Origin of the sequence: Dyella agri, from assembly GCF_044904705.1 — a bacterium.
In the GTDB taxonomy this organism is placed as follows: domain Bacteria; phylum Pseudomonadota; class Gammaproteobacteria; order Xanthomonadales; family Rhodanobacteraceae; genus Rhodanobacter_A; species Rhodanobacter_A agri.
Genome location: NZ_JADIKL010000001.1, coordinates 294,800 through 320,150, shown reverse-complemented (window position 1 = coordinate 320,150; position 25,351 = coordinate 294,800). Strand labels below are relative to the sequence as shown.

At 66.9% G+C, this 25,351-nt stretch carries 28 protein-coding genes; 22 read left to right on the top strand and 6 right to left on the bottom strand.

Going from position 1 to position 25,351, the window contains the following annotated elements; genetic code table 11:
- Positions 1-126 precede the first annotated feature (126 nt).
- On the top strand, positions 127-1,197 hold the full coding sequence (cgtA, locus tag ISP14_RS01360) for an Obg family GTPase CgtA (protein ID WP_404535442.1): 1,071 nt from the start codon (positions 127-129) through the stop codon (positions 1,195-1,197).
- A gap of 121 nt (positions 1,198-1,318) precedes the next feature.
- Here cgtA and ISP14_RS01355 read toward each other — a convergent pair whose 3' ends face one another.
- Positions 1,319-2,116 carry a cytochrome C assembly family protein gene (locus ISP14_RS01355; protein ID WP_404535439.1) on the bottom strand — a complete coding sequence of 266 codons (798 nt, stop codon included), beginning with the start codon at positions 2,114-2,116 and terminating at the stop codon, positions 1,319-1,321.
- 120 nt (positions 2,117-2,236) lie between these two features.
- On the opposite strand from ISP14_RS01355, the gene ISP14_RS01350 reads away from it, so the two are divergent.
- The 8 genes from ISP14_RS01350 to rplS all read left to right on the top strand — a co-directional run bounded on the left by ISP14_RS01350 (position 2,237) and on the right by rplS (position 8,262).
- On the top strand, positions 2,237-2,521 hold the full coding sequence (locus tag ISP14_RS01350) for an autorepressor SdpR family transcription factor (RefSeq protein ID WP_404535437.1): 285 nt from the start codon (positions 2,237-2,239) through the stop codon (positions 2,519-2,521).
- Positions 2,521-3,186 carry an SdpI family protein gene (locus ISP14_RS01345; RefSeq protein WP_404535434.1) on the top strand — a complete coding sequence of 222 codons (666 nt, stop codon included), beginning with the start codon at positions 2,521-2,523 and terminating at the stop codon, positions 3,184-3,186. Before ISP14_RS01350 ends, ISP14_RS01345 begins: the two co-directional genes overlap by 1 nt.
- On the top strand, positions 3,183-4,520 hold the full coding sequence (locus ISP14_RS01340; RefSeq protein ID WP_404535431.1) for an alpha/beta fold hydrolase: 1,338 nt from the start codon (positions 3,183-3,185) through the stop codon (positions 4,518-4,520). The genes ISP14_RS01345 and ISP14_RS01340 overlap by 4 nt, the downstream gene beginning before the upstream one ends.
- Positions 4,521-4,592: 72 nt before the next feature.
- Positions 4,593-5,978 carry a signal recognition particle protein gene (gene ffh / locus ISP14_RS01335; RefSeq protein WP_404535429.1) on the top strand — a complete coding sequence of 462 codons (1,386 nt, stop codon included), beginning with the start codon at positions 4,593-4,595 and terminating at the stop codon, positions 5,976-5,978.
- 269 nt (positions 5,979-6,247) lie between these two features.
- Positions 6,248-6,502 carry a 30S ribosomal protein S16 gene (rpsP, locus tag ISP14_RS01330; protein WP_404535427.1) on the top strand — a complete coding sequence of 85 codons (255 nt, stop codon included), beginning with the start codon at positions 6,248-6,250 and terminating at the stop codon, positions 6,500-6,502.
- Positions 6,503-6,504: 2 nt separating this feature from the next.
- On the top strand, positions 6,505-7,020 hold the full coding sequence (gene rimM, locus ISP14_RS01325; protein ID WP_404535424.1) for a ribosome maturation factor RimM: 516 nt from the start codon (positions 6,505-6,507) through the stop codon (positions 7,018-7,020).
- Between the two features lie 19 nt (positions 7,021-7,039).
- Positions 7,040-7,792 carry a tRNA (guanosine(37)-N1)-methyltransferase TrmD gene (gene trmD, locus ISP14_RS01320; protein ID WP_404535422.1) on the top strand — a complete coding sequence of 251 codons (753 nt, stop codon included), beginning with the start codon at positions 7,040-7,042 and terminating at the stop codon, positions 7,790-7,792.
- A gap of 71 nt (positions 7,793-7,863) precedes the next feature.
- Positions 7,864-8,262: a 50S ribosomal protein L19 gene (gene rplS, locus ISP14_RS01315; protein WP_404535420.1), complete on the top strand. Its 399-nt coding sequence runs from the start codon at positions 7,864-7,866 to the stop codon at positions 8,260-8,262.
- A gap of 81 nt (positions 8,263-8,343) precedes the next feature.
- On the opposite strand, the gene ISP14_RS01310 is transcribed toward rplS, so the two are convergent.
- Together ISP14_RS01310 and epmB are read right to left on the bottom strand one after the other, a co-directional pair.
- Positions 8,344-10,386 (bottom strand): EAL domain-containing response regulator, encoded by a 2,043-nt coding sequence (locus ISP14_RS01310; RefSeq protein ID WP_404535418.1) that lies wholly within the window; start codon positions 10,384-10,386, stop codon positions 8,344-8,346.
- Between the two features lie 130 nt (positions 10,387-10,516).
- On the bottom strand, positions 10,517-11,539 hold the full coding sequence (epmB, locus tag ISP14_RS01305) for an EF-P beta-lysylation protein EpmB (RefSeq protein ID WP_404535417.1): 1,023 nt from the start codon (positions 11,537-11,539) through the stop codon (positions 10,517-10,519).
- Between the two features lie 109 nt (positions 11,540-11,648).
- Here epmB and efp point away from each other — a divergent pair, with 109 nt between their 5' ends.
- The 7 genes from efp to folE2 all read left to right on the top strand — a co-directional run bounded on the left by efp (position 11,649) and on the right by folE2 (position 17,267).
- Positions 11,649-12,218, top strand: coding sequence for an elongation factor P (gene efp / locus ISP14_RS01300; RefSeq protein WP_404535414.1), 570 nt, complete (start codon positions 11,649-11,651; stop codon positions 12,216-12,218).
- A gap of 97 nt (positions 12,219-12,315) precedes the next feature.
- Positions 12,316-13,647 carry a TRZ/ATZ family hydrolase gene (locus ISP14_RS01295; RefSeq protein WP_404535412.1) on the top strand — a complete coding sequence of 444 codons (1,332 nt, stop codon included), beginning with the start codon at positions 12,316-12,318 and terminating at the stop codon, positions 13,645-13,647.
- A 2-nt stretch (positions 13,648-13,649) separates the two neighbouring features.
- Positions 13,650-13,904 carry a YciI family protein gene (locus tag ISP14_RS01290; protein ID WP_404535411.1) on the top strand — a complete coding sequence of 85 codons (255 nt, stop codon included), beginning with the start codon at positions 13,650-13,652 and terminating at the stop codon, positions 13,902-13,904.
- A gap of 94 nt (positions 13,905-13,998) precedes the next feature.
- Positions 13,999-14,703, top strand: a complete 705-nt coding sequence (gene ubiG / locus ISP14_RS01285) for a bifunctional 2-polyprenyl-6-hydroxyphenol methylase/3-demethylubiquinol 3-O-methyltransferase UbiG (protein WP_404535410.1) — start codon at positions 13,999-14,001, stop codon at positions 14,701-14,703.
- Positions 14,700-15,374, top strand: a complete 675-nt coding sequence (locus tag ISP14_RS01280) for an HAD-IA family hydrolase (RefSeq protein ID WP_404535408.1) — start codon at positions 14,700-14,702, stop codon at positions 15,372-15,374. The genes ubiG and ISP14_RS01280 overlap by 4 nt, the downstream gene beginning before the upstream one ends.
- Complete coding sequence (locus tag ISP14_RS01275) at positions 15,371-16,225, top strand: squalene/phytoene synthase family protein (RefSeq protein WP_404535406.1); 855 nt, start codon at positions 15,371-15,373, stop codon at positions 16,223-16,225. The genes ISP14_RS01280 and ISP14_RS01275 overlap by 4 nt, the downstream gene beginning before the upstream one ends.
- Before the next feature lie 100 nt (positions 16,226-16,325).
- Positions 16,326-17,267: a GTP cyclohydrolase FolE2 gene (gene folE2 / locus ISP14_RS01270; protein ID WP_404535404.1), complete on the top strand. Its 942-nt coding sequence runs from the start codon at positions 16,326-16,328 to the stop codon at positions 17,265-17,267.
- Between the two features lie 50 nt (positions 17,268-17,317).
- Here folE2 and yidD read toward each other — a convergent pair whose 3' ends face one another.
- Positions 17,318-17,587, bottom strand: a complete 270-nt coding sequence (gene yidD, locus ISP14_RS01265) for a membrane protein insertion efficiency factor YidD (protein ID WP_404535400.1) — start codon at positions 17,585-17,587, stop codon at positions 17,318-17,320.
- A gap of 239 nt (positions 17,588-17,826) precedes the next feature.
- On the opposite strand from yidD, the gene dksA reads away from it, so the two are divergent.
- Entirely contained in the window at positions 17,827-18,858 is a 1,032-nt protein-coding gene (dksA, locus tag ISP14_RS01260) for an RNA polymerase-binding protein DksA (RefSeq protein WP_404535398.1), read from the top strand.
- A gap of 130 nt (positions 18,859-18,988) precedes the next feature.
- Here the strand turns inward: dksA and ISP14_RS01255 are convergent, their stop codons facing one another.
- Positions 18,989-19,429 (bottom strand): SufE family protein, encoded by a 441-nt coding sequence (locus ISP14_RS01255; RefSeq protein WP_404535396.1) that lies wholly within the window; start codon positions 19,427-19,429, stop codon positions 18,989-18,991.
- A gap of 45 nt (positions 19,430-19,474) precedes the next feature.
- A complete protein-coding gene (gene cysS / locus ISP14_RS01250; RefSeq protein WP_404535394.1) occupies positions 19,475-20,848 on the bottom strand; it encodes a cysteine--tRNA ligase in 1,374 nt (457 codons plus the stop codon).
- 177 nt (positions 20,849-21,025) lie between these two features.
- Here cysS and ISP14_RS01245 point away from each other — a divergent pair, with 177 nt between their 5' ends.
- From ISP14_RS01245 to ISP14_RS01225, 5 genes are all read left to right on the top strand, one after another.
- The gene (locus ISP14_RS01245; RefSeq protein WP_404535391.1) at positions 21,026-21,580 is read left to right on the top strand and encodes a glycine zipper 2TM domain-containing protein; all 555 of its coding nucleotides are present in this window, start codon (positions 21,026-21,028) and stop codon (positions 21,578-21,580) included.
- Between the two features lie 409 nt (positions 21,581-21,989).
- A complete protein-coding gene (locus ISP14_RS01240) occupies positions 21,990-22,997 on the top strand; it encodes an N-acetylornithine carbamoyltransferase (RefSeq protein ID WP_404535389.1) in 1,008 nt (335 codons plus the stop codon).
- Between the two features lie 8 nt (positions 22,998-23,005).
- On the top strand, positions 23,006-23,644 hold the full coding sequence (locus ISP14_RS01235; RefSeq protein WP_404535387.1) for an FMN-binding negative transcriptional regulator: 639 nt from the start codon (positions 23,006-23,008) through the stop codon (positions 23,642-23,644).
- On the top strand, positions 23,641-24,114 hold the full coding sequence (locus ISP14_RS01230; RefSeq protein WP_404535386.1) for an OsmC family protein: 474 nt from the start codon (positions 23,641-23,643) through the stop codon (positions 24,112-24,114). The genes ISP14_RS01235 and ISP14_RS01230 overlap by 4 nt, the downstream gene beginning before the upstream one ends.
- Before the next feature lie 28 nt (positions 24,115-24,142).
- A complete protein-coding gene (locus ISP14_RS01225; RefSeq protein WP_404535385.1) occupies positions 24,143-25,348 on the top strand; it encodes an argininosuccinate synthase in 1,206 nt (401 codons plus the stop codon).
- The last annotated feature ends 3 nt before the right edge of the window (positions 25,349-25,351 follow it).

The following is a 25,351-nucleotide window of genomic DNA, read 5'->3' as shown; positions in this document are numbered from 1 at the left end:
AAAGGCCCCGCTTCGGCGGGGCTTTTGTTTTCTGCAGGTGGCGATGCTCCTTGCAACCTTCGCCCTGCCAGCAACGCGCCCGACGTACCATGGGCACGTTTTCCGAACCCCCATCCCGGCGCTCCCATGAAATTCGTCGACGAAGCAATCATCAAGGTCCAGGCCGGCGACGGCGGCAACGGCTGCGCGAGCTTCCGCCGCGAGAAGTTCATCCCGTTCGGCGGCCCGAACGGCGGCGACGGCGGCAGTGGCGGTTCGGTGTGGCTGGTGGCCGACGAGGGCCTCAACACCTTGGTCGATTTCCGCCACCAGCGCAGCTACAAGGCGCAGCGCGGCGAGAACGGCATGGGCAGCGACATGTACGGCAAGGGCGGCGAGGACACCACGGTCCGCGTGCCGGTGGGCACCATGATCACCAATGTCGACACCGACGAGTTGATCGGCGACCTCACCGCGCACGGCCAGCGCCTGCTGGTGGCGCAGGGCGGCAAGGGCGGCCTCGGCAATATCCATTTCAAGAGTTCGGTTAACCGCGCGCCGCGCCAGTTCACGCAGGGCACGCCGGGTGAATCGCGCGAGCTGAAGCTGGAGCTGCGCCTGCTCGCCGACGTGGGCCTGCTCGGTTTCCCGAACGCGGGCAAGTCCACCTTCATCCGCGCGGTATCGGCGGCGACGCCGCGGGTGGCGGATTACCCGTTCACCACCTTGCACCCGAACCTCGGCGTGGTCAGCCTGGGCACCGACCAGAGCTTCGTGATCGCCGACATCCCCGGCCTGATCGAGGGTGCGGCCGACGGTGCCGGGCTGGGCATCCAGTTTCTGCGTCACGTGTCGCGCACCAGCCTGCTGCTGCACCTGGTCGACATCGCACCGGTCGACGACACCGACCCGGTGGAGCAGGTGCGCGCGATCGAGCACGAACTGGCGAAGTTCAATCCGGAACTGCTGGAGCGCCCGCGCTGGCTGGTGCTGAACAAGTCCGACGCGCTGCCCGAGGACGAGCGCCAGCAGGTGGCCGAGGACATCGTGAGTCGTCTCGACTGGCAGGCGCCGTGGTTCCTCGTCTCGGCACTGGCGCGCGAGAACACCATGGCGGTGTGCCAGCAGGTGCAGCGCTTCTTCGAGGAGCAGCGTGCGGCGCGGGCGGAAGAGCGCGCGGAGATCGCGCCGGGCGACGTGCGCCTGCGCGGTGAGTGAGCGGTATCCGCTGCTAGGTTGCGCGAGGCGCGGGTCTGAAGATTTTCTGTAGGAGCGCACCCTGTGCGCGAATGCTCTGATGTGTGATCGAAGCCAGAGCATTCGCGCACAGGGTGCGCTCCTACACGCTCCGGTGCAGGATCAGTTCCAGTACTGCCTTGCTGCCGAAGAAGGCCAGCAGCAGCACGGCCATGCCGATCAGGCACAAGTTGACCGCGCTGCGCCCGCGCCAGCCGTGCTTCCAGCGTCCCCACAGCAAGGTGCCGAAGATCAGCCACGCAAGCACGCTGAGCACGGTGGTGTGGATCAAGTGCTGGGCACGGATGTTCTGGATGAACAGCAGGCCGCTCAACAAGGTGAGCGTGAGCAGGGCGAAACCGGCGCCGATCAGGCGGAACAGCAGCGATTCGGTCTGCGTCAATGGAGGCAATGCACGCACCAGCCGGATCGGACGGTGCGTGCGCAGCGCGCGCTCTTGTACCGCCAGCAACACCGCCAGCACCGCGGCGATCGACAGCACGCTGTAGCCGAGCAAGGCGATCGCCACGTGCAGGCTGATCTGCCAGTCCAGCGGATTCGGCGTGGTGCGCGGTGCGAGAAATACGTCCAGCCCCAGCAATAGCGCCGCCAGCGGGAACGCGATCACACCTAGCCCGGCCACCGGTTTCGACAGGTTCACCAGCAGGGTCAGTGCCGCCACCACGCAGGCGACTAGCGAGAGCGCGGCGAAAAAGTGCAGGTCCACTCGTCCGCTGTGCGCGCCCAGCAGAACCGCGATGTGCAGCAGCACGGCCAGCACCGCGACGCCCAAGCCCAGTCGCTGCGGTGTGCGCGGACAGCCGGTCAGCGGGGCGGCCAGCAGGGCGGACGCGCCCAGATACAGCGCGATGGCGAGGATGGAAGGAAGCGCTAGCGGCATGGCTTCGGAGTGTCGCACAGGCTTCCGGCAGACGGGAACGGTTCTCATCGGCGAAATGGCTCTTGCAATATTTAGAAAAATATCTAAGTATCTAGAAACGTTCCCTGGACGACCCTCCCGATGAAGCAGCAGGAAGTGTTCAAGGCCATGGCCGATCCCACCCGGCGCGCGATCCTCAAGCGCTTGCAGGGCGGCCCGCTCACCGCCGGCGAAATCGGCGAGGCGTTCGACATCACGCCGGCCTCGTTGTCGCACCACTTCGCCGTGCTCAAGCACGCCGACCTGGTGCGCACCGAGCGGCGCGGCCAGTACATCGTTTATTCGCTCAACAGCACCGTGTTCGAGGATCTCGCGCGGATGTTGATGGATATGTTCCCCGCCAAGGGCAAGGTTGGAGGCAAGTGATGAAACCGGCACGTACCTTGATTGTTTCGATCGTGTTCGCGGCCCTCGCCATCGGCGTGGCGATCTGGCTCTACCCGCACATGCCGGCGCGCATGCCGAACCATTGGGATATCACCGGGCGGCCGAACGGCTACGCGCCCCGGTTCTGGGCCGTGGCCATGTGGCCCCTGCTGATACTCGGCCTGGCCGTGCTCACGGTGGCATTGCCACGCATCTCGCCGAAACGTTTCGAGATGGAATCCTTCGCCGGCATCTACGCCGTGCTGATGCTGGCCATCCAGGGTGTGATGCTGGTGCTCGGCATCGCGGCCATGCTGGCCGGTACCGGCCATGCCGTGCCGATGGCGACCATCGCGCCGTTGACGGTCGGCGTACTGCTGATGGTGCTGGGCAACTACATGGGCAAGCTGCGCCGGAACTTCTTCATCGGCATCAGGACGCCGTGGACGCTGGCCAGCGAAGCAGTGTGGGAGCGCACGCATCGGCTGGCCGGCTGGGTGTACGTGCTGGCCGGCGCGGCGATGGTCGTGCTTGCGCTGGCCGGCGCCATATCGGGTTGGTCGTTGGCGGCCGTGTTAATCGTGGTGTTGATCCCGCACGTCTGCTCGTACTTCATCTATCGGCGCCTCGAAGGGCGCCACTCGTCGGAGGGAGATGTGCCATGAAACTGCGTTCGATCATGCCGGCCGTTGCGATCGCGGCCTTGCTCTCCGCGCCGGCGGTCCGCGCCGCCGATGCCCTATCGCCGGCTTGCGTGGCCCATGCGGCCGCGTCGCTGGACGCCCTGGCGCATGGCGACTACGCCGGCGCGCGCAAAGATTTCGGTAAGGCCATCGCGGACAAGCTGGATGCCGCCAAACTCGAGCAGGTCTGGAAGCAGCTGCAAGAAACGATGGGCGCCTACCAGTCGCACGACACGGTGGGGCAGAAAACCCTCGCCGGCCATGCCGTCGCTGCCGCGACCTTGAGCTTCGCCAACATGCAGCTGGGTTTCGCGGCGGCCTGCGATGCGCAGGACAAGATCACCAGCTACCGGTTCGTGCCGGCGGAGGCGCTCGCTTCCACGGCGGTGCAGGCTCATGTCGAGGCCGACGGTGTGCGGGTGTCGCCGCTGGATGTGCCGACGCCGGTCGGTCCGTTGCACGGCGCGCTGACCCTGCCGGCGGGAGCCGGGCCGTTTCCGGCGGTGGTGCTGGTGGCCGGCTCCGGTGCACACGACATGGACGAAACCGTCGGTCCGAACAAGCCGTTCCGCGACATTGCCGAGGGCTTGGCGAGCGCCGGCATCGCCACGCTGCGCTACGACAAGCGCGCCTTCGACCACCCCGAGGGCAATGCGGGTCTCGTGATCGACGCCGAAGTAACCGACGACGCGGTGGCGGCTGCCCATCTGTTGGCGCAGCAGAAAGGCATCGATCCAAGGCGCGTGTTCGTACTCGGCCACAGCCTGGGCGCGATGATGGCGCCGCGCATCGGCCAGCGCGATCCGCAGTTGGCCGGGCTGGTGCTGATGGCGGCGCCGGCGCGGCCCTTGCTCGACGTATCGGCCGAACAGGTGCGCGAGCTGGGCGCGCGCGATCATGAGAGCGCGGCGCAGATCGCCGCCGGCGTTCAGGCCATCGCCGCGGAGCAAAAGTTGCTGGCCGGCGCCGACGCACAGCATCCCCCGGCGGGCGCATTCGCGGGCCTGCCGCAAGGCTATTGGCTGAGTCTGCATGATTACGATCAGGTCGCGGCCGCGAAAGCCGTGTCGATGCCGATACTGCTCCTGCAGGGCGATGGCGATTTCCAGGTATCGCCCACACTGGACTTCGTGCGCTGGCAGAAGCAGCTGGCCGGCCGGCCGCACACGGCATTCCGCCTGTATCCCGGTCTCAGCCACCTGTTCATGCCCGCAGGCAGCACGGGGACGCTGGCCGACTACAAGACGCCAGCCCGCGTGGACACGCAAGTGGTCGACGACATCGCGGCGTGGTTGAAGGCGCGGTCGCCGCGCTGAGCGGGTGGCCTGTTCGAAGCCCTCCGGCGGCCTCGGTTATACTCACGCGTTCCGTATACCGATGCCGCGCCCATGTTCGAGTCGCTCAGCCAACGCCTTTCAGCCACCGTCAACCGCCTGCGCGGCCGCGGCCGGCTGACCGAGGAAAATATCCGCGAGGCCTTGCGTGAGGTGCGCATCGCGCTGCTCGAGGCCGACGTGGCATTGCCGGTGGTGCAGGCGCTGATCCAGCGCGTCAAGGTGCGCGCGGTGGGCCAGGATGTGCTGAAGAGCCTGTCGCCGGGCCAGGCGCTGGTGAAGGTGGTCAGCGACGAGCTGACCGCGGTGATGGGCACGGCGAACAGCGAGCTGAACCTCGCGGCCACGCCGCCGGCAGTGGTGCTGATGGTCGGCCTGCAGGGCGCGGGCAAGACCACCACGGTGGCAAAGCTGGCGCGCCTGCTCACCGAGCGCAAGAAGAAAAAGGTGATGGTGGTGAGCTGCGACGTCTACCGTCCGGCCGCCATCGAGCAGTTGCGCACGCTGGCCGGGCAGGTGGGCGTGAAGTTCTTCCCGTCCGAGGCCGGGCAGGACCCGGTACAGATCGCCAAGGACGCCGTTGCCGCCGCACGCCGCGAAGTGGTCGACGTGCTGCTGGTCGACACCGCCGGCCGCCTGCACGTGGACGAGGCGATGATGGCGGAGATCAAGGCGCTGCACGCCGCGATCACGCCGATCGAGACCCTGTTCGTGGTCGACTCGATGACCGGCCAGGACGCCGCCACGACGGCCAAGGCTTTCAGCGATGCACTGCCGCTCACCGGCGTGGTGCTGACCAAGACCGACGGCGATGCCCGCGGCGGCGCGGCGCTGTCGGTGCGCTACATCACCGGCCGGCCGATCAAGTTCCTCGGCGCGGGCGAGAAGACCGACGCGCTGGAGCCGTTCCATCCGGACCGCGTGGCGCAACGCATCCTCGGCATGGGCGACGTGCTGTCGCTGGTCGAGGAGGTCGAGCGCAAGGTCGACCAGGAAAAGGCGCAGAAGCTGGCCCAGAAGGTGATGAAGGGCAAGCGCTTCGACCTGGAGGACATGCGCGACCAGCTGGAGCAGATGAACAACATGGGCGGCCTGGCCGGCCTGATGGACAAGCTGCCCGGCGTCTCCAGCCTGCCCGAGAGCGTGAAAGCCAAGGCCAACGACGGCGAGATCAAGCGCATGGTCGCGATCATCGGTTCGATGACGCCCCGGGAGCGCCGCCATCCCGACCTGCTGAACGGCTCGCGCCGTGCCCGTGTGGCGAAGGGTTCGGGCACCCAGCCCGCTGACGTCAACCGCCTGCTCAAGCAGTACATGCAGATGGAAAAGATGATGTCCAAGCTCTCCCGCGGCGGCGGCAAGGGTCTGCTGCGGCAGATGAGCGGCGCGCTGAAGGGTATGGGCGGCATGGGTGGCATGGGCGGACTTCCGCCGCGCTGAAGCGAATACCGGGCCCTGGATGGCCCGCCCGTTCCCATCACCATGGTGATGGGAACGGAGCCTAGGCCGGCAAGCCGGCCCAGGCGAGCCCGGGAATGGCAGGCAAGCCCTTCCCGGGCATCAGGCAAGGTCTCGGCTTTTCGAGCCGGGCCATGCCGCGAATCGCATAACCTCTTCCTTTTTCAATCACATCCCCCTAAAATGCCGCGTTTACCGCGCACGGCTTCGTGCGTGCGGCCGGCGATTCCGGCATCTCTGGAGCTTTCATCATGGTCAAGATTCGTCTTTCGCGCGGTGGCGCCAAGGGCCGCCCGTTCTACCACGTCGTGGTCACCGATCAGCGCAACAAGCGCGACGGCCGCAACATCGAGAACGTGGGCTATTACAACCCGGTCGCCTCGGGCAAGGACAAGCGCCTCGAGCTGAACGTCGCGCGTGTGCAGGAGTGGGTGGGCAAGGGCGCTCAGCTGAGCGACAAGGTTGCCGCCCTGGTCAAGGAAGCCGGCAAGCAGCAGGCGGTCTGAGCGTGACGGCAGCCGGTCGGCGCGTCCTGGTCGGGCGCATCGTCGGGCTGTATGGCGTGCAGGGCTGGCTCAAGATCGAATCCTGGACCGATCCGCGCACGAAGATCTTCGACTACCACCCCTGGCAGCTGGCAACGGCGCCGGGTGTGGTCAAGGAGATCACGGGAGCCAAAGGGCGCCCGCAGGGCAAGGGCCTGGTGGCCTGCCTGCCCGGCGTGGACGACCGCGACACGGCAGCCGCCCTCGTCGGCAGCGACATTTACGTCGCCCGCGAGCAACTGCCGCCTCCCGGCAAGGACGAGTATTACTGGGTCGACCTCGAAGGGCTTGAGGTCGTCACCACCGAAGGCGCGGCGCTCGGGCGGGTCAGTCACCTGTTCGCCACCGGCGCCAACGACGTGGTGGTGGTACGGGACGGCGAGCGCGAGCGGCTGATCCCGTTCATCCAAGGCAATTATGTGCGTTCGGTGGATCTGTCCGGCGGGCGCATGGTGGTGGACTGGGATCCCGAATTCTGAAAGCTGGAGTTTGAGGTCCATGCGCATCGATGTCGTCACGCTGTTTCCCGACTTCATGCGCCAGTGCGCTGCTGTCGGTGTGGTGGGACGCGCGCAGCAGCGCGAGCTGTTGCAGGTGGAAACCTGGAACCCGCGCGACTACGCCACCGACAACTACCGTACCGTGGACGGCCGCACCTGTGGCGGCGGACCCGGGATGGTGATGCTGATCGAGCCCTTGCGGGCGGCCTTGAAGGCCATGCGCGAGGCGGCGCCGGAACCGGCGCACGTGATTTACCTCAGTCCGCAGGGAGCGCGGCTGACGCAGGGCAGGGTGGAGGCGCTGGCCAAGATGCCGCGCATCGCCTTGCTTTGTGGGCGTTACGAGGGTGTGGATGAGCGCCTGCTGGCGCACGAGGTCGACGAGGAGCTTTCCATCGGCGACTATGTGCTGTCCGGCGGCGAGTTGGGTGCCGCGGTGGTGATCGATGCGGTGGGCAGATTGCAGGACGGTGCGTTGAACGACGCGCAGTCCGCCGAGCAGGACTCGTTTTCGAACGGCTTGCTGGACTGCCCCCACTACGCGAAGCCGGTGCGGGATGCCTACGGCGAGGTGCCGGCTGTACTGCTCTCCGGAGACCACGCGGCGATCCGCCGCTGGCGCCTGAAGCAGGCGCTGGGCCGGACCTGGCTCAGGCGCCCGGAGCTGTTGGCGCAACGCGCGCTGGATGCGGAGTCCCGTGCGTTGCTGGAAGAATTCCGTCGCGAATACCGCGCGGCGGGTGGACAATAAACAATTGCGGTCATGGATGGCCGCTGACAGAACTACCGCGGCAGGGATCGCCGCAAACCACTGAGGTCGCCATGAACAAGATCATCCAGCAGTTCGAAGCCGAGCAGATCACCCGTCCCTTGCCGGAGTTCGGCGCCGGCGACACCGTGGTGGTCAACGTCAAGGTGAAGGAAGGCAATCGCGAGCGCGTGCAGGCTTTCGAGGGCATCGTCATCGCCAAGCGCAACCGCGGCCTGCATTCGGCCTTCACCGTGCGCAAGATTTCGCACGGCACCGGCGTGGAGCGCGTGTTCCAGGCGCACAGCCCGGCCATCGACTCGGTCGAAGTGAAGCGCAAGGGCAAGGTGCGTGGCGCCAAGCTGTACTACCTGCGCGGTCTGGAAGGCAAGGCTGCCCGCATCAAGGAAGACGTCGCCGCTGCCGCCGCGATCAAGGCCGCGAACAAGGCTGCCGCCGCCAGCGCCGAGTAAGCGCGAGCGCCTGCTTCGAGGCAACGAAAAACCCGCGGATCGCTCCGCGGGTTTTTTTATGGGTATCTGCTGGCGGCGCGTTCACTCCAGCCGCTGCGGCACCTGCAGGAAGTTGCCCTGCACGAAGTCCACGCCCGAAGAGAACAGCAGCGAGGTGCTGGTGGCGTCCTCGACCCATTCGGCGATGGTCTGCTTCTTCAGAGACTGGGCCTGCTGGCACAGCTCGGCCACTTTCTTCTGGTTCTCGGGGTGCTGCGGCAGGTCGGCCATGTAGCTGCGATCGATCTTGAGGTAGTCCGCGTCGATGTGGTTGAGCAACTGGAACGAATTGAGGCCCGAGCCGAACTGTTCCAGCGCGAAACGGCCGCCGAGCTTTTTCCACGCCGTGACGAACTCCTGCGCGGGGCGCAGCAGGGTCATCACCTTGCTCTCGGTCATCTCCAGCACTAGCCGGCCGCGCTTGAGCCCGGCCTGCCCGAGGCGCTCGCTCAGCCACTTGAGCATCGAGTTGTCTTGCAGTGAGGCGGCGGTGAGCTTGACGAAGAATGTGGTCGGCTGACCCAGGTTTTCGCGTTGCTGCAGTGCCCCGATGGTCTGGTCGAGCACCCAGCGGTCGATCGCACCGGTGAGGCCGTGCTTCTCGGCGATCGGCATGAAGAAGCCTGGCAGCACCTCGCCCTGCGGGCCATTCATGCGCAGCAGGATTTCCGAGTAGTCGCCTTCGGCGTCCTGCAGGCTGATGGTCTGCTGGTGGTAGAGCATCAGCCCTTCGCCCTCGAGCGCCTTGCGCAGCAGGTCCAGCCAGTAGCGCTCGCGCTCCTCGTCGGCCTTCTCGCGGGCGGCGGGGTCGTGCAGCTCGATCTGGTTGCTACCCAGGCTCTGGGCCGTGCGCAGGGCCTGGCTGGCCTGGTTGAGCAGTAGTTCGGTATTGGCGTTCTTTTCGCCGAGCAGGCTGCCGCCGACGCTGGCGGTGACCGTGATCGAACGCGATCCGGCGTCGAAGATCTGGCTGCCGATGCTGTGCTGCAGCTTGGCGATCCATTCCCTGATCGCCTCGTCCGGGCGCGAGTCGAGGATCACGCCCAGCGTGTGTTCGGCCAGCATGCCGGCGACGTCGTCGGCGCCCAGCAGCATGCGGACGCGGTCGGAGAAGCCGGCCAGCAGCTCGTCGGCCTTGGCCAGGCCGGTGCTGTTCACCAGCGCCGTCCAGTTGTCCGGCTCGATCAGCAGCAGCGACTGCCCCTTCTTGCCCTTGGCGGCGTCGATCACGGCATGGTCGATGGCTTCCAACATGTGCGCGCGGTTGTACAAGCCGGTGACCGGGTCGCGCTGCAGCTGCTCCAGCACGGACGGATCGACCACCTGGCGCCGGAACACGATCTGCAGGCAGGGTTCGCCCTCGAACGTGGCTGGGGCGAATTCCACCATGGCGTCGAACGGACTGCCGTCGGCGCGGCGCGCGCGCAGGCTGACCTGGTTCGGCAGCTTTTCCTGGCGGGTGTGGCCGCGCAGCAGGTTCTTGAACTCGTCGACGTTGGTGGCATCGATCATGTCCAGGATCGGCATGCCGAGCAGATCGTCGAAGCTGTCGTGGCCGAAGGTCTCCAGGTAGGCCTGGTTGGCGCGCACGTGCACGCCTTCGTGCACATAGGTGATGGCGTCGCGGGAGGAGTCGAGCAAGGCGTCGCAGCGGCGTTCCAGTTCGCGCTGCGTGGCCTCCAGCCGGCGCAGCTGGCGCCGGGTCTGCAAAGCGTCGAATTCGCGCCGCAGCACGGCCAGCAACTGGCCCGGCATGCTGCGCGCGGCGACGCCGTGCACACCTTGCTCGAACAGCTCCGCCACCTGCCGGTTGTCGACCGAGCCGACCAGGCCGACCAGGGAGTAGTCGCTGCCCAAGGCGTCGAGCATGCGCGTCACCTCGGGCAAGGTGATGGCGCCGTTGGCGGGGTCGAACATCACCAGGTCCGGTTCCAGCTCGTTCAGCGCGGCCTGCACCTGGCTTCCGCTGGTGGCGCGCGCCGGCCGCACCGCGATGCCGGTGTTGCGCAGCAGGCTGATGATCTGCTCCGCCTCCTCGACCGAGTGCTCGATGAAGAGAATCCTGATGACGAAGTCTTTTTTCATGGGTGGCCGGTGTCGCTGAGCACGATGGAGGTCGCTTGCCTTCCGGGCGAGACGATCCGCAGACCCGGTTGTAACGGATTGGCGGCGGAACTGCCAGCGAAAGGCCGAACGGGCGTGACAAGTCGCCGGTTTACAGCGGGCGTTTGGACGGCTCCCCGCCTATCTCGCGCACCAGCTTCGGCACCAGGTAGCCGGGCAGGCGGGCGCGGACCGCCTCCAGCAGCGCCAGCGCGCGGGCGTCGTCCACCTCGAAGTGTGCGGCACCCTGGACGCGATCGAGCTGGTGCAGGTAATAGGGCAGCACGCCGGCGCCGAACATCCGCTCGGACAGCGCGGCCAGCGCGTCGGCGTCGTCGTTGACGCCGTGCAGCAGCACCGACTGGTTCAGCAGGGTGGCGCCCGCCGCGCGCAGACGGGCGCAGGCGGCATCCACGCCGGCATCGAACTCGTTCGCGTGGTTCGCGTGCAGCACCACCACCTTCTGCAACGGCAGGGCGGCGAGCCAGTGTGTGAAAGCCGCGTCGATGCGTTCGGGCAACACCACCGGCAGGCGGGTGTGGATGCGCAGCCGGGTGACGTGCGGGATGTCTGCGAGGCCGCGCGACAGCTCCTCCAGCTTGGCCGTGGACAGCGCCAGCGGATCGCCGCCGGAGAGGATCAGCTCGCTGATCGAGGCGTCGTCGCGCACGTGCTCCAGCGCCTTGCGCCACTGGCCGGCGGCGGCCATTTCCTCGCCGTAGGGAAAATGCCGGCGGAAGCAGTAGCGGCAGTTGATCGCGCAGCTGCCGCTGGCGATCAGCAGGGCGCGCCCCCGGTATTTGTGCAGCACGCCCTGCGCCTCGCGGGCGGCCAGGTCGCCCACCGCGTCGGCCGTGAAACCGGGCGCTTCGTCCAGCTCGGCCAGCTGCGGCAGCACCTGCAGCAGCAGCGGGTCGTGCGGATCGTCGTGGCGCATGCGGGCTACGAAGCCGCGCGGTACGCGCAGGGCGAAGCCGGCATCCGCCGGCGGCAGCTGCGCGGCAAGCCGCGACAAGCCCAGCAGAGCGAGCAGTTCGGATGCATCGGTGACGGATTCGCGCCACAGCTGCCGCCAGTCGCCGGCCGGCACACCGGAGTCGGGTGTAATGCGTGCGCCAGGGCTTGCGGTTATCATGTATGGCCTTGTCCGGGCCGTACCGGACCCTCGAACCGTCCATTCTAGCCGTCCGTGGCGGCGCAAGGGGCGTTCGGGCCCTGACCATTCACCTCCTGGAGTTCACCGCATGGCCACCGCTGGTCTCAACGACGTCAAGAAGGGCATGAAGATCCTTCACAACAACGATCCGTGGATCATCACCGAAGCCGAGTTCATCAAGCCCGGCAAGGGCCAGGCGTTCACCCGCATCTTCATCCGCAACCTGAAGACCGGTCGCACCACCGAGCAGACGATGAAGTCCAGCGACTCTTTCGAGGTCGCCGACGTCACCGACACCGACATGCAGTACTTGTACTCCGATGGCGAGTTCTGGCACTTCATGCACCAGGAGTCGTTCGAGCAGCACCAGGCCAACAAGGCCGGCATGGGCGAAACCGCGAAGTGGCTGAAGGGCGAAGAAGAGTGCGTGGTCACGCTGTTCAACGGCGAGATCATCGCGGTGCAGGCGCCGAACTTCGTCGAACTGAAGATCACCGAGACCGACCCCGGCGTGCGCGGCGACACCTCGGGCGGCGGCGGCAAGCCGGCTACGCTGGAAACCGGCGCCGTGGTGCGCGTGCCGCTGTTCGTGAGCCAGGACGAGGTGATCAAGGTCGACACCCGCACCGGCGAATACGTCAGCCGCGTCGGCAAGTAAGATCGCCCGGTTCCGCGATGCGGAACCGCGACACATGGGGCGGACGCCGCGAGGTGGGCCGCCCCATCGCGTATTCACGATCAGGATGCATCGAGCGATGAGCCAGAACCAGCCGCAACCCATCGATACCCTCGTCGAAGCCCGCTGGGTTGTCCCGGTGGAACCGCATGGCGTGGTGCTGGAAGACCACGCGGTGGCGATCGATGGCGACCGCATCGTGGCGCTGCTGCCGATCGCCGAGGCACGCGCCGCCTATGCCCCGCGCGAGACCGTCAGCCTGCCCGAGCACGCGCTGATCCCCGGTCTGGTCAATGCCCACACGCACAACCCGATGACCTTGCTGCGCGGCCTGGCCGATGACCTGCCGCTGATGGTGTGGCTGCAGCAGCACATCTGGCCGGCCGAAGCCAAGGTGATCGGGCCGGAGTTCGTGCGCGACGGCGTGGAACTGGCGGTGGCCGAGATGCTGCGCGGCGGCACCACCTGCGCCAACGAGAACTACTTCTTCCCCGACGCCATCGGCGCCACCTACCGCAAGCTCGGCTTCCGCGCGGTGGTAGGCCTGCCAGTGATCGAATTCCCGACTGCGTGGGCAAAGTCGCAGGACGAATACTTCGAGCGCGCCAGCGAAGTCCATGACAGCTTCCGTGGCAACGCGCTGGTGAGCACCGCGTTCGCGCCGCACGCGCCGTACACCGTGTCCGACGAGAGCTTCACGCGCATCCGCGTGCTGGCCGACCAGCTCGACATCCCGGTGCACCTGCACCTGCATGAGACCGCGCACGAGGTCGAGGAAGAGAAGCAGAAGAGCGGCCTGCGCCCGTTCCAGCGCCTGCAGAAGCTGGGTCTGGTCAACGACCGCCTGATCGCGGTGCACATGACCCAGCTCACCGACGGCGAGATCGCCGCCTGCGCCGAGGCCGGCGTGTCGGTGGTGCATTGCCCCGAGTCCAACCTCAAGCTTGCTTCCGGTTTCTGTCCTGCGGAGAAGCTGCGCAAGGCCGGCGTGAACCTTGCCATCGGTACCGACGGCTGCGCATCCAACAACGATCTGGACATGTTCGGCGAACTGCGCACCGCCGCGTTGCTGGCCAAGGCGGTGGCGAACGACGCCGCGGCGTTCGACGCCGCCAGCGCACTGCGCGCAGCCACGCTGGGCAGCGCGAAGGCGATGGGCCTGGACGCGAAGATCGGTTCGATCGAGCCGGGCAAGCAGGCCGATCTTGCTGCGGTGCGCCTGTCCGACCTGGAGACCCAGCCGCTGTACCACGTGGCCTCGCAGCTGGCCTACGCCACGGGGCGCCACCAGGTCAGCGACGTGTGGATCGCCGGTCGCCGCAAGCTCGCCGGCCGCGTGCTGGTGGACATGGACGTCGACGCCATCATCGCCCGCGCGCGCGCCTGGCGCGAACGCATCGCGGTGCATTGAGCATGAACCGCTATTTGATCCTGCTCATGCGCCGCCCGCAGTTCGACCCGGCGGTGGTGCCGCTGCATCGCGACTTTCTCGAGGACTTGCGCGCGCAGGGGCGCAACGAGTTGTCCGGTCCGTTCGGCGACAAGAGCGGCGGTGCCTACCTGCTGCGTGCCGAATCGCCGGAGGAGGCGCTGGCGATCGCCCATCGCGACCCGGCCCACACCAGCGGCGGCTGGGACATCACGGTGCATGAATGGCTGGCGGTTTAGTTTTCGCGTTCATCCTTGAACGCGTAAATCTAATGAAGCGGCCATCCATGACTGCGGTATTCAATAAACTCACACGATCACCGTGGATTCGAACATGACCGTTGCCAATGTCAGCCCCGCCGAGATCGCCCGTTTCGACCAGCTGGCTGCGCGCTGGTGGGACCCTGATGGCGAATCGCGTCCGCTGCACGACCTCAATCCCGTGCGCGCCGACTATGTCGCTGCGCGTGTGAATCTGCGCGGCGCGAAGCTGGCCGACGTAGGCTGCGGCGGCGGCCTGCTCAGCGAGGCGCTGGCGCGTGCAGGCGCTCAGGTCACCGGTATCGACATGGGCCTCAAGGTGATCGAGATCGCGCGCCTGCACCTGCACGAATCCGGTCTCAAGGTGGACTACCGCAAGCAGTCCTCGGCCGAGTTGGCGGAAGCCGAGCCGGGCACGTTCGACGCGGTGTGCTGCATGGAACTGATCGAGCACGTGCCCGATCCCGCCGCGCTGGTGCATGACCTCGCCACGATGCTCAAGCCCGGCGGCCGGCTGTTCCTGTCCACGCTCAACCGCACGCCGGCAGCGTTCGGCGCGGCCATCCTCGGCGCGGAATACCTGATGCGCCTGCTGCCGCGCGGCACCCATCACTATGCGCAGTTCCTCAAGCCCTCCGAGCTGGCGCGCCTGCTGCGCCACGAGGGCTTGGAACTGGAGGACGTCAGCGGCCTCGGTTACAACCCGCTCAGCCGCAAGGCGTGGCTGAGCCGAACCACTGCGGTGAACTACATCCTCTGCGCAAGGAAGCCGGTATGAAGCCGATGCCCGCAAATATCGAGGGCGTGCTGTTCGATCTCGACGGCACCTTGCTCGACAGTGCGACCGACCTGTATGCCGCGCTGGTGGCCTATTGCGCGGAAGTTGGTGCGTCCGCGCCGGATTACGCACCGGTGCGTGAAGTGGTTTCGCGCGGTGGCCGGGCGATCCTGCGTTGCGCGTTCGCCGAAAGCGACGAGGCGTTGCTGGCGCGCATGCCGCGCTACCTCGAGATCTACCAGGACATGCTGGCCAAGCACACGAAGCCGTTCGACGGCATCGCCCCGCTGCTGGAGATGATCGAGGCGCAGGAGTTGCGTTGGGGCATCGTGACCAACAAGCCCGGCTTCCTCACCGAGGAACTGATCCAGCGCATGGACTGGGACCTGCGCGCCAGCGCCGTGGTCTGCGGCGACACCTTGCCGGTGAAGAAACCCGACCCCGCGCCGGTGCTGCTGGCCTGCGAGCACGCGCGGGTCGAGCCCGCGCGCTGCGTGTTCGTGGGCGACGACGCCCGCGACATCGAGGCCGGCCGCGCCGCCGGCCTGTACACGGTGGCGGTGCGCTGGGGTTATCTCGACGGCGGCGACCCGGAACGCTGGGGTGCCGATGCGGTGATCGACCATCCGCGCCAGCTGGCCGAACTGCTGAAGCTGCCGGTGACCGTGTGAGCGAACTGGCTATCCCGCACGGCGCGCTGCAAAGCTACGTCGACAAGTGGCTGGCGGTGCAGCCGGCACAGCGCGTGGCGCTGGCCTTCGTCGATCCCGCGAAGTATCCAGGCCATATCGCGCTGGCTGCGCTGGAGCAGGAGCTGCTTTCCGCCGCCTACGGCATCCGCGAACCGCAGGTGGCGCTGGGCAAGCTCAACTGGTGGGCCGAGGAGCTGTCCGGCGCCGCCGCCAGCGGCGGCCGGCATCCGTTGACCCAGGTGCTGTTCGACGACGAGCGCGCCCACGCCATCCCCATTGAGCGCTGGCTGGCCCCGGTGCTGGCCGCGATGACACAGTTGGAGGAGGGTACGGCGGCGGATTTCCCCGCCCAGCTCGCCACGGCAGGGCAGTTGCACGGCGCGCTGGCGACGCTGGAAACCGCGTGGTGGTACGGCGATGCGGCGGCGGCGGAGCGTGCCGCGCGGGTGGCCGTGCTCAGTCACCTGTTGTACGCCTTGCGCCGGCTTGAGGACGACGCCGAACGCGACCGACTGCCGCTGCCGATGGCACGGCTGGCCCGCTACAGTCTCGACCGCGCTACCTTGCGCCAGCGCAGTACGGCGCGCGACGAGGCGATCAAGGCGCAACTGGCCGACTTGCAGTCGGCGTGGCGCGAGTCGCTGCGCCTGCCGGGGCCGCTCAGCGTGTTCCGTGCGCTGGAATCGCGCGAATCCGAACGCCTGCTGCGCCGCGCCCGCGGCGCGGGCGATCCGTTGGACGTGCTGCAGAAGGGGGGGCAGGGCGGCTTTGGCGCGGCTTTCGCCGCGTGGCGAGCGGCGCGCCCTTGGCGCGCCAGCGAGGCGGGCTGAACGCAGCGTTTCTCCACCGTTGGCTGTTGCATTGCGGCAGGCTGGCCCAAAATAGATGGCTCTGACGGCGGCAACGCCGTTCCGATTCGCGAGAACACCCATGCACAGCCACGAAAACACCGCCCGTCTGATGCCCGACGTTGCCGCCCAGGCGCAGCCGCATCTGCGCGGCGCGCTGGACTGGGTGGGCATGGACGGCATTGAGGTGCCGGTGCGCTTCGACGCCGGCGACGGCGAGGTGCAGCGCGCCAACGCCCAGGTCGGCGCCTTCGTCAACCTGGTGCAGCCGGACAAGCGCGGCATCCACATGTCGCGCCTGTACCTGCTGGTCGACCATCATCTCGGTGCGCAGCCGCTGAGCGCGGCGATGCTGGAAAACCTGCTGCGCGCCTTCCTCGAGTCGCATGCCGGCCTGTCCGACCATGCCCGCCTCAGCATCCGTTTCGATGCACTGGTGCGCCGCAACGCCTTGCGCAGCGCCCACAGCGGCTGGCGCAGTTATCCGGTGTCGGTCGAAGCCAGCCTCGGTCCCGATGGTTTCCGGCTGGAGCTGGGTACCGAGGTGGTCTATTCCTCCACCTGTCCTGCTTCCGCCGCACTGTCGCGCCAACTGATCCAGGAGCAGTTCGCCAAGGACTTCGTCGCGGACCAGCCCGTCGACCATGCCGCCGTGCTGGCGTGGCTGGGCAGTGAGCGCGGCATCGTCGCCACTCCGCATGCGCAACGTAGCGTGGCGCGGCTGCTGGTGCGCCTCAAAGAAGGCGTGCCGTTCGACCTGATCGACACGCTGGACCGCGTGGAACAGGCGCTGGGCACGCCGGTGCAGACTGCGGTGAAGCGCGAGGACGAACAGGCCTTCGCGCTCGCCAACGGCGGCAACCTGATGTTTTGCGAGGATGCCGCACGGCGCATCCAGCTCGCGCTCGACGGCAATGAGCGCCTCGCCGATTTCCACGTGCGCGTGGAGCACCAGGAAAGCCTGCATCCGCACGATGCGGTGGCCTACGCCAGCAAGGGCGTGCCCGGCGGCTTCGGCGCCTGATTTCCCCTCATGCATGTATGGCGAAAGTGAGGGGGCTCTCCCCTGACCGGTCAGGGGCCTTGCCGGTCCCCGTGTGACCGGCAAGGCCGGAAGTGGAAGTGCTCGGGCACCGGGTCCTCGCCCCCGACGCACAGCGGCTGGCAGCGCAGCAGGCGCCAACCGGTGAGCAGGCAACCGCGCCAGGGGCCGAAGCGTGTGACGGCGACCCGTGCATAATCCGAGCAACTGGGGTAGAAACGACAACGCTGTCCCAGAAGGGGGCTGAGCCAGCGTTTGTAGAGGCGCAGCAGGAACAGCAGGAATCGGGTCAGAACATTCACGTTGCCGGAACAACTTGCCGCCGGTAGTGTTGCCTAGTATCCCAGAAGCCGGCTTGCCGGTGTAGGACACATGGGCTATAACACCCGGCCGCCAAGGCCAAAAATGGTGAAGGAATATGGCGAAAACCACGCGCAGTTCGACCACCGCCAAGGCTACCAAGGGAAAGGCTCCGGCACGGGCGCGTGACGCCACGGCCAGCAAGGGGAAAGTCGTCGGCGCGCGGACGTCGAAGGCCACGGTGAAAGCTCCCGCGAAGAAGGCGGCGGCAAAGAAGCCGGTTGCCAAGAAGGCGGCCAAGCCCGCCGCGAAAAAGCCGGTGGCCAAGAAGCCCGTGGCGAAGAAGGTCGCGGCAAGGAAGCCGGCGCCTGCCAGCAAGGTGGCGAAGAAAGTCGCAAAGCCGGCAACCAAGAAGCCGGTAGCAGTGAAGTCGGCAAAACCGGCGGCGAAAAAGCCGGCCGCCAAACCGGCCAACACCCACAAGGTGGCAGCCAAGCCAGCGCCGAAGCCGGTCGTGAAGAAGGCTGCGAAGCCGGCCGCCCCGGCACCGAAGAAGGTCGCGGCCAAACCGGCGGTTGTCGCCCAGCCGGCCAAGGGCAAGCCTGCCGCTTCCCAGCCGGTGGCCGCACCGGCCAAGGCGGCGCCTGTCGAGAAAAAAACACCCCCACCCGCCGCCGCGCCGATCAAGGGCAAGGTGGCGAGTGCCACGGCCATGGTGCTGCCGCGTACCGCGAGCGCCACGGCACACGCATCCCACAAGCAATCGAAAAACGCATCCTCCTCAATGAACAAACAGGCAGCAAAACTTCTAGACAACGGCGTCACCCGCGAAGACGGGCGCTACGCCTTGCCAGCCACCACCCAGATCGCATTGCCCAAGGGTTACCGCCCCTCCAGCAAGGAGGAGTACATGAACCCGATGCACCTGGCCTACTTCCGCAACAAGCTGCGTGACTGGCGCGACCAGCTGGTCGAAGAGTCGCGCCAGACCATGGACAACCTGCGCGACGAGGTGCGCGACGTGGGCGACGAGGCCGAGCGCGCCACGCGCGAGACCGAGAACTCGCTGGAGCTGCGCACCCGCGACCGCTACCGCAAGCTGATCTCCAAGATCGACAAGGCGCTGCGCCGCATCGAAGAAGGCAGCTACGGCTACTGCGAGGAAACCGACGAGGAGATCGGCGTCGAGCGCCTGGACGCCCGTCCGATCGCCACGTTGTCGCTGGATGCGCAGGAGCGCCGCGAGCATCTGCAGAAGCAGATGGGGGATTGATGGCGGTCCTTTTGCGCTCCTCCATGAGCGCAAAGATCAAACCGGCATCCCTGCTGGACTCCTCACAAAAAGCCCCGCTTCGAGCGGGGCTTTTTGTGAGCGGGAAACGAAAAACGGGTCTGTTCTTTTCTTATGCCTTGCTGCTTCCGGCCGCAGCGGCATAGCCCTTCAGCTTGGCCAGCATCGCGGCCAGGCCGTTCGAGCGTGTCGGCGACAGATGCTTGGCCAGGCCGATGGCCTGGATGAAATCCGGTTCGGTGGCCACGATCTCGGCGGCCGGTCGATCGGAGTACACGCGCAATACCAGGGCGATCAGGCCCGAGACGATGGCCGAGTCGCTGGCCGCCTCGAAGTGCATGCGTGCCGCGTCGCCGCTGGGCACCAGCCACACCATCGATTGGCAGCCGTGCACACGCCAGGTCTCGGTCTTGTGCTCTTCCGGGAACGGCGGCAACTGCTTGCCGAGATCGATCAGGTACTGGTAGCGCTCGCTCCACTCGCTGAAGTAGGCGAACTCCTCGGCGATCTCGCGTTGCGCCTCGTCGGCGTTCGATGTGGCTGTGGTGTTCATGCGCACATTATCGCGCGTGCATCCCCGCAACGCGAAACGGGCCGTTCAGGCCTTGGTGACGCTCCAGCGCGTGCCTTGCGCACCGTCCTCGATCACCACGCCCATCGCGGCGAGCTCGGCGCGGATCGCGTCGGCGCGGGCAAAGTCGCGCGCGGCGCGGGCAGCCTGGCGCTCCTCCAGCAGGGCCTCCACCTGGGCGGCATCGACCGCGGCGCCGCCGGCCTGCTTGAACCAGGCCTCCGGATCCTGCTGCAGCAGGCCGAGCAGGGCGCCGCCGCCGAGCAGGGCGGCCTTGGCTTCCGGCGTGCCATGCTGGCGCGCGGCATCGGCCAGCACGGCGAGTTCGGCCAACGCCTGCGGCGTGTTGAGGTCGTCGCACAACGCGGCTTCGATCTGCCCCGGTATGGGCAGCCGCGCGGCGTCCAGGTCGATATCGGCAAGATCGCGCAGCACGCGATACCAGCCGTCCAGCGTGCTCACCGACTGCGCGATCGCGGCATCGGACCAGTCCAGCGGCTGGCGGTAGTGGCCGCTCATCAGGCGCAGGCGCAGCGCCTCGGCAGGGTGGTGTTTCAGCATCTCGTGCAGCTGCAGCACGTTGCCCAGCGACTTGGACATCTTGCGGCCGTCGAAGGTGAGCATGCCGTTGTGCAGCCACCAGCGCGCAAAGGTCTTGCCGCCATGGGCGCAGGTGGACTGGGCGATTTCGTTCTCGTGGTGCGGGAACAGGAGGTCCACGCCGCCGGCATGGATGTCGATGGTCTCGCCCAGGTGGGTGGCGCTCATCGCCGAGCACTCGATGTGCCAGCCGGGGCGGCCGCGGCCCCAGGGGCTGTCCCAGCCGGGCTGTTCCGGCGTGGAGGGTTTCCACAGCACGAAGTCGGCGGGATTCTTCTTGTACGGTGCCACTTCCACGCGGGCGCCGGCGATCATCTCTTCGGTGTCGCGGCCGGAAAGCTTGCCGTAGTCGGGGTAGCTGTCCACGTCGAACAGCACGTGGCCTTCCGCCGCGTAGGCATGGCCGTCGGCGATCAGCCGCTCGATCATCACGATGATCGGGCCGATGTGCTCGGTGGCGCAGGGTTCCACGTCGGGCGGCGCGATGCCGAGTTCAGCCATGTCCTCGCGGTAGGCTTCGGTGAACTTGCCGGTGATCGTCTCGATGCTGACGCCCTGTTCCAGTGCGGCGGCGTTGATCTTGTCTTCCACGTCGGTGATGTTGCGGGCGTAGACCAGGTGCGGGTAATGCCGGCGCAGCAGCTTGGCCAGCACGTCGAACACCACCGGGCCGCGCGCGTTGCCAATGTGCACGTAGCTGTATACGGTGGGTCCGCACACGTACATCGTCACCCGCTCCGGGTCGAGCGGAGCGAAGGGTTCGGTGCGGCGGGTCAGGCTGTTGTAGAGCGAAATCGGCATCGTCGGGAGTCCGGGCGGTGGCAGCAGATGCAGGCCAGCCGCGCATCTTAACAAGATGTAAGCAGGGTGACGGCAAGGCGTCGCACCCGGGGAATTCTAAGCCGCGATTCAGTGTCCATTTGCTGCAATCGGTCATGCGCCGAAGTTGCGCCCGAAACACCTCTGGAGTCTGCTGCGATGCCCAAGTTTCTCGTTGCCGCACTGATGTTGGCCCTGGTCGCCACCGGTGCCCAGGCGCAGGACGCGCGTTACCCGGGTCCGCCGCCGGGTCCGCCGCCGTCGCAGGACGACAATACCCACTATGGCTGGGCCGACGTGCTGCGGGTCGATCCGATATACGGCGTCGCCCGTACCGAGGTGCCGCGCCAGGTGTGCCAGGACCAGACCGTCGTCCAGCAGCGCCCGGGCAACACGACCGCGGGCACGATCTTGGGCGCCGTCGTGGGCGGCGTGCTGGGCAGCACGGTGGGGCGCGGCAACGGCCGCACGCTCAGCACCGCAGTAGGCGCTGTGGCGGGTGGTGCAGTGGGCAACCAGGTGGCGGCGAACAGCGGCAGCCAGACCGCGCAGACGGTGACCAGTTGCCAGCAGGTCAGCTCGGTGAGCGAGCAGCGCCAGATCATGGGCTACGATGTGGAATACCGCTATCGCGGCGAGGTCTACGAGTCGCGCCTGAACTACGATCCCGGCGAGCGCCTGCGCGTGCGGGTGAGCGTGACTCCCGCCGACTGATTACAAGGCGCCGCCCTCGGGCGGCGCCTTCGTTTCCGGGCCATGCGGAGACATGGAGCAGGCGCTTGCAACGGCATGTTGCATGGCAGCGAAAATCCCGTCATGATGGCGGCTCGCCCGACTGGAACACCCATGTCTACAGCCGTCTATACCGCCAATGTCCTGACCAGCGCCCGCATGGCTGCTGGCATGACGTCGCGTGCGCGTCGACCGCTGGACGAACATCCGGCCGGGTAGGCTTGTCGCGCGCTGCTGCACACGTATCGACGAAAAACCCGGCCATCGAGCCGGGTTTTTTTGTTTCTGGTTTTGGAGTTACTTCACGCGGATTCATCCGCGAACGGCGAAACCCCGGCCATCCATGGCCGGACTGTCAACCAAGAGCGATCTCACCAAGGCGATTCGACCCATGACCATCCGCCACTTCCTCACCACCCAGGACTGGAGCCGCGCCGAGATCGATGCGCTGCTGGAACAGGCCGCTGCATTCAAGCGCTCGCCGGCAGGCACGCAGCTGGCCGGCAAGTCGGTGGCGCTGCTGTTCTTCAACCCCTCGATGCGCACCCGCACCAGCTTCGAGCTGGGCACCTTCCAACTGGGCGGCCATGCCGTGGTGCTGGCGCCGGGCAAGGACGCGTGGCCGATCGAATTCGAGGTGGGCACGGTGATGGACGGCGACACCGAAGAGCACATCGCCGAGGTGGCGCGCGTGCTCAGCCGTTACGTGGACCTGATCTGCGTACGCGCTTTCCCGAAGTTCCAGGACTGGTCGGTAGATCGCCAGGACAAGGTCATCAAGGCGTTCGCGCAGTACGCCACGGTGCCGGTGATCAACATGGAGACGATCACCCATCCCTGCCAAGAGCTGGCCCACGCGTTGGCGTTGCGGGAGCACCTGGGCGACCTCACCAAGAAGAAATACGTGCTCACCTGGACCTATCACCCCAAGCCGCTCAACACCGCAGTGGCCAACTCTGCGCTGTTGATCGCGACGAAGATGGGTATGGACGTCACCCTGCTGTGCCCCACGCCGGAATACGTGCTCGACGAGCGCTACATGGAGTTCGGACGTCTGAACGCCGAGCAGAACGGCGGCTCGTTCAAGGTCAGTCACGACATCGAGGAAGCCTACAGCGGTGCCGACGTGGTTTACGCCAAGAGCTGGGGCGCGCTGCCGTACTTCGGCAAGTGGGAGCAGGAGAAGCCGATCCGCGAGGCGCACAAGCACTTCATCGTGGACGAGGCCAAGATGGCGCTGACCAACCACGGTCTGTTCAGCCACTGCTTGCCGCTGCGCCGAAACATCAAGGCCACCGACGCGGTGATGGACGCGCCGTACTGCATCGCCATCGACGAAGCCGAAAACCGCCTGCACGCGCAGAAGGCCGTGATGGCCGCGTTGGCAGGGCGGGGCTGAGGCGCCCGATGTACACGCCGAAGTACTTTGCCGAAACGCGTGCCGAGGCCTTGCACGGGCTGATGCGCGATTACCCGTTCGCCACCGTGGTGGCGGGCGCGGCGGATGGCGCCGTCGCCAATCATTTTCCGTTGGAGCTGGTGGGCGACGCACTGCATGGCCATGTAGCGCGTGGCAACGAACTCGCGCAGCTGGATGGCGCCGAGGTGCTGGTGATCTTCCAGGGGCCGCAGGGCTACGTCAGCCCGAACTGGTACCCGACCAAAGCCGAAACGCATCGCGAAGTACCCACCTGGAATTACGCGGTGGTGCACGTGCGTGGCCGGCTGAAGGTAGTGGAGGACGCGGCCTGGCTGCGCGCGCTGCTGCAGCGCCTGACCGATCGCCACGAAGCCACCGAGCCGCAACCGTGGCGCGTCAACGATGCGCCGGACGACCACGTGGAAAAGATGCTGCATGCCATCGTCGGCATCGAGATCGCCATCGAGCATGTCGAAGGCAAGTTCAAGCTCAGCCAGAACCACCCCGAGCGCAACCGCCTTGGCGTGATCGCCGGCCTGCGTCGCCGCGACGGCGACGGTGATGCCGAACTGGCCAGCCTGATGGCCCTGCAAGAGAAACCGAAGCAAGAGGAGTCACCGACGTGAGCCACCCCCATCGCTACCGTGTCGACGTGGAATGGACCGGCAACCGCGGCAGCGGTACGGACGGTTACCGCAACTACAGTCGCAATCACGTGATCCGCATACCCGGCAAGCCGGAGCTTGCCGGCTCGTCCGATCCCACCTTCCGCGGCGATGCCACCCGGCACAACCCGGAAGACATGCTGGTGGCCGCGCTCTCCACCTGCCACATGCTGTCCTACCTGCACATGGCCACCGTGGCCGGCGTGGTGGTCGTGGCCTACGACGACGCTGCCGAAGGCACGATGGTCACCGAGGGCAACGGTGGCCATTTCACCGAGGTCGTATTGCGCCCGGTGGTCACCATCCGTGCCGACAGCGACCCGGACAAGGCGCTGGCCGCGCATGACGATGCGCACCACGCCTGCTTCATCGCCAATTCCGTGAATTTCCCGGTGCGCTGCGAGTCGCGCATCGTCGTTTCCTCCGACTGACATCTTCCCCGACCAGGATTCGCAAGCCATGAGCAAAGACATCGTCCTCGCCTTCTCCGGCGGCCTCGACACCAGTTTCTGCGTGCCCTACCTCAAGGAGCGCGGCTGGGCCGTGCACACCGTGTTCGCCGACACCGGCGGCGTGGATGCCGAGGAGCGCGCCTTCATCGAGAACCGCGCGAAGGAACTGGGCGTGGCCAGCCACGTCACGGTGGACGGCGGCCCGGCGATCTGGGCAGGCTTCGTGAAACCTTTTGTGTGGGCGGGCGAGGGCTACCAGGGCCAGTATCCGTTGCTGGTGTCAGATCGCTACTTGATCGTGGAGGCTGCGCTGAAGCGCGCCGCCGAGCTGGGCACGCGCGCCATCGCGCACGGCTGCACCGGCATGGGCAACGATCAGGTGCGCTTCGATCTCGCGGTGAAGTCGCTGGGCGATTACGAGATCGTGGCGCCGATCCGCGAAATCCAGAAGGAGCACACGCAGACGCGCGCCTACGAGCAGAAATTCCTGGAAGAGCGCGGCTTCGGTGTGCGCGCCAAGCAGCAGGCCTACACCATCAATGAGAACCTGCTCGGCGTCACCATGTCCGGCGGCGAAATCGACAAGTGGCAGGCGCCTGGCGAGGGCGCGCGCGCATGGTGCAAGCCGCGCGCCGAATGGCCGTCCCATCCGTTGCAGGTGAAGATCGGTTTCGTGAACGGCGAAGCCGTGTCGCTGGACGGCGAGAAGCTCCCCGGCCACGTGCTGCTGGCAAAGCTCAACGCGCTGTTCGCCCCCTATGGCGTGGGGCGCGGCCTCTATACCGGCGACACCACCATCGGCCTCAAAGGCCGCATCATTTTCGAGGCGCCGGGCCTGATTTCGCTGTTGACCGCGCACCGCGCGCTGGAAGAGGCGGTGCTCAGCAAGCAGCAGAACCGCTTCAAGCCCGAGGTAGCGCGCAAGTGGGTGGAGGTGGTGTACGAGGGTTTCTTCCACGATCCGCTGAAGGCCGACCTGGAAGCCTTCCTCGCCTCCAGCCAGTCCACCGTCAACGGCGAAGTCACGCTGGAGACGAACGGCGGCACGGTCGACGCCGTGGCCATCGCGTCGAAGCACATCCTCAACGCCAAGGGCGCCACCTACGCGCAGTCGGCCGACTGGGGCGTGGCGGAGGCCGAGGGCTTCATCAAGCTGTTCGGCATGAGCAGCACGTTGTGGGCCGAGGTCAATCGCCCGACGGACAAGGGCTGAGAC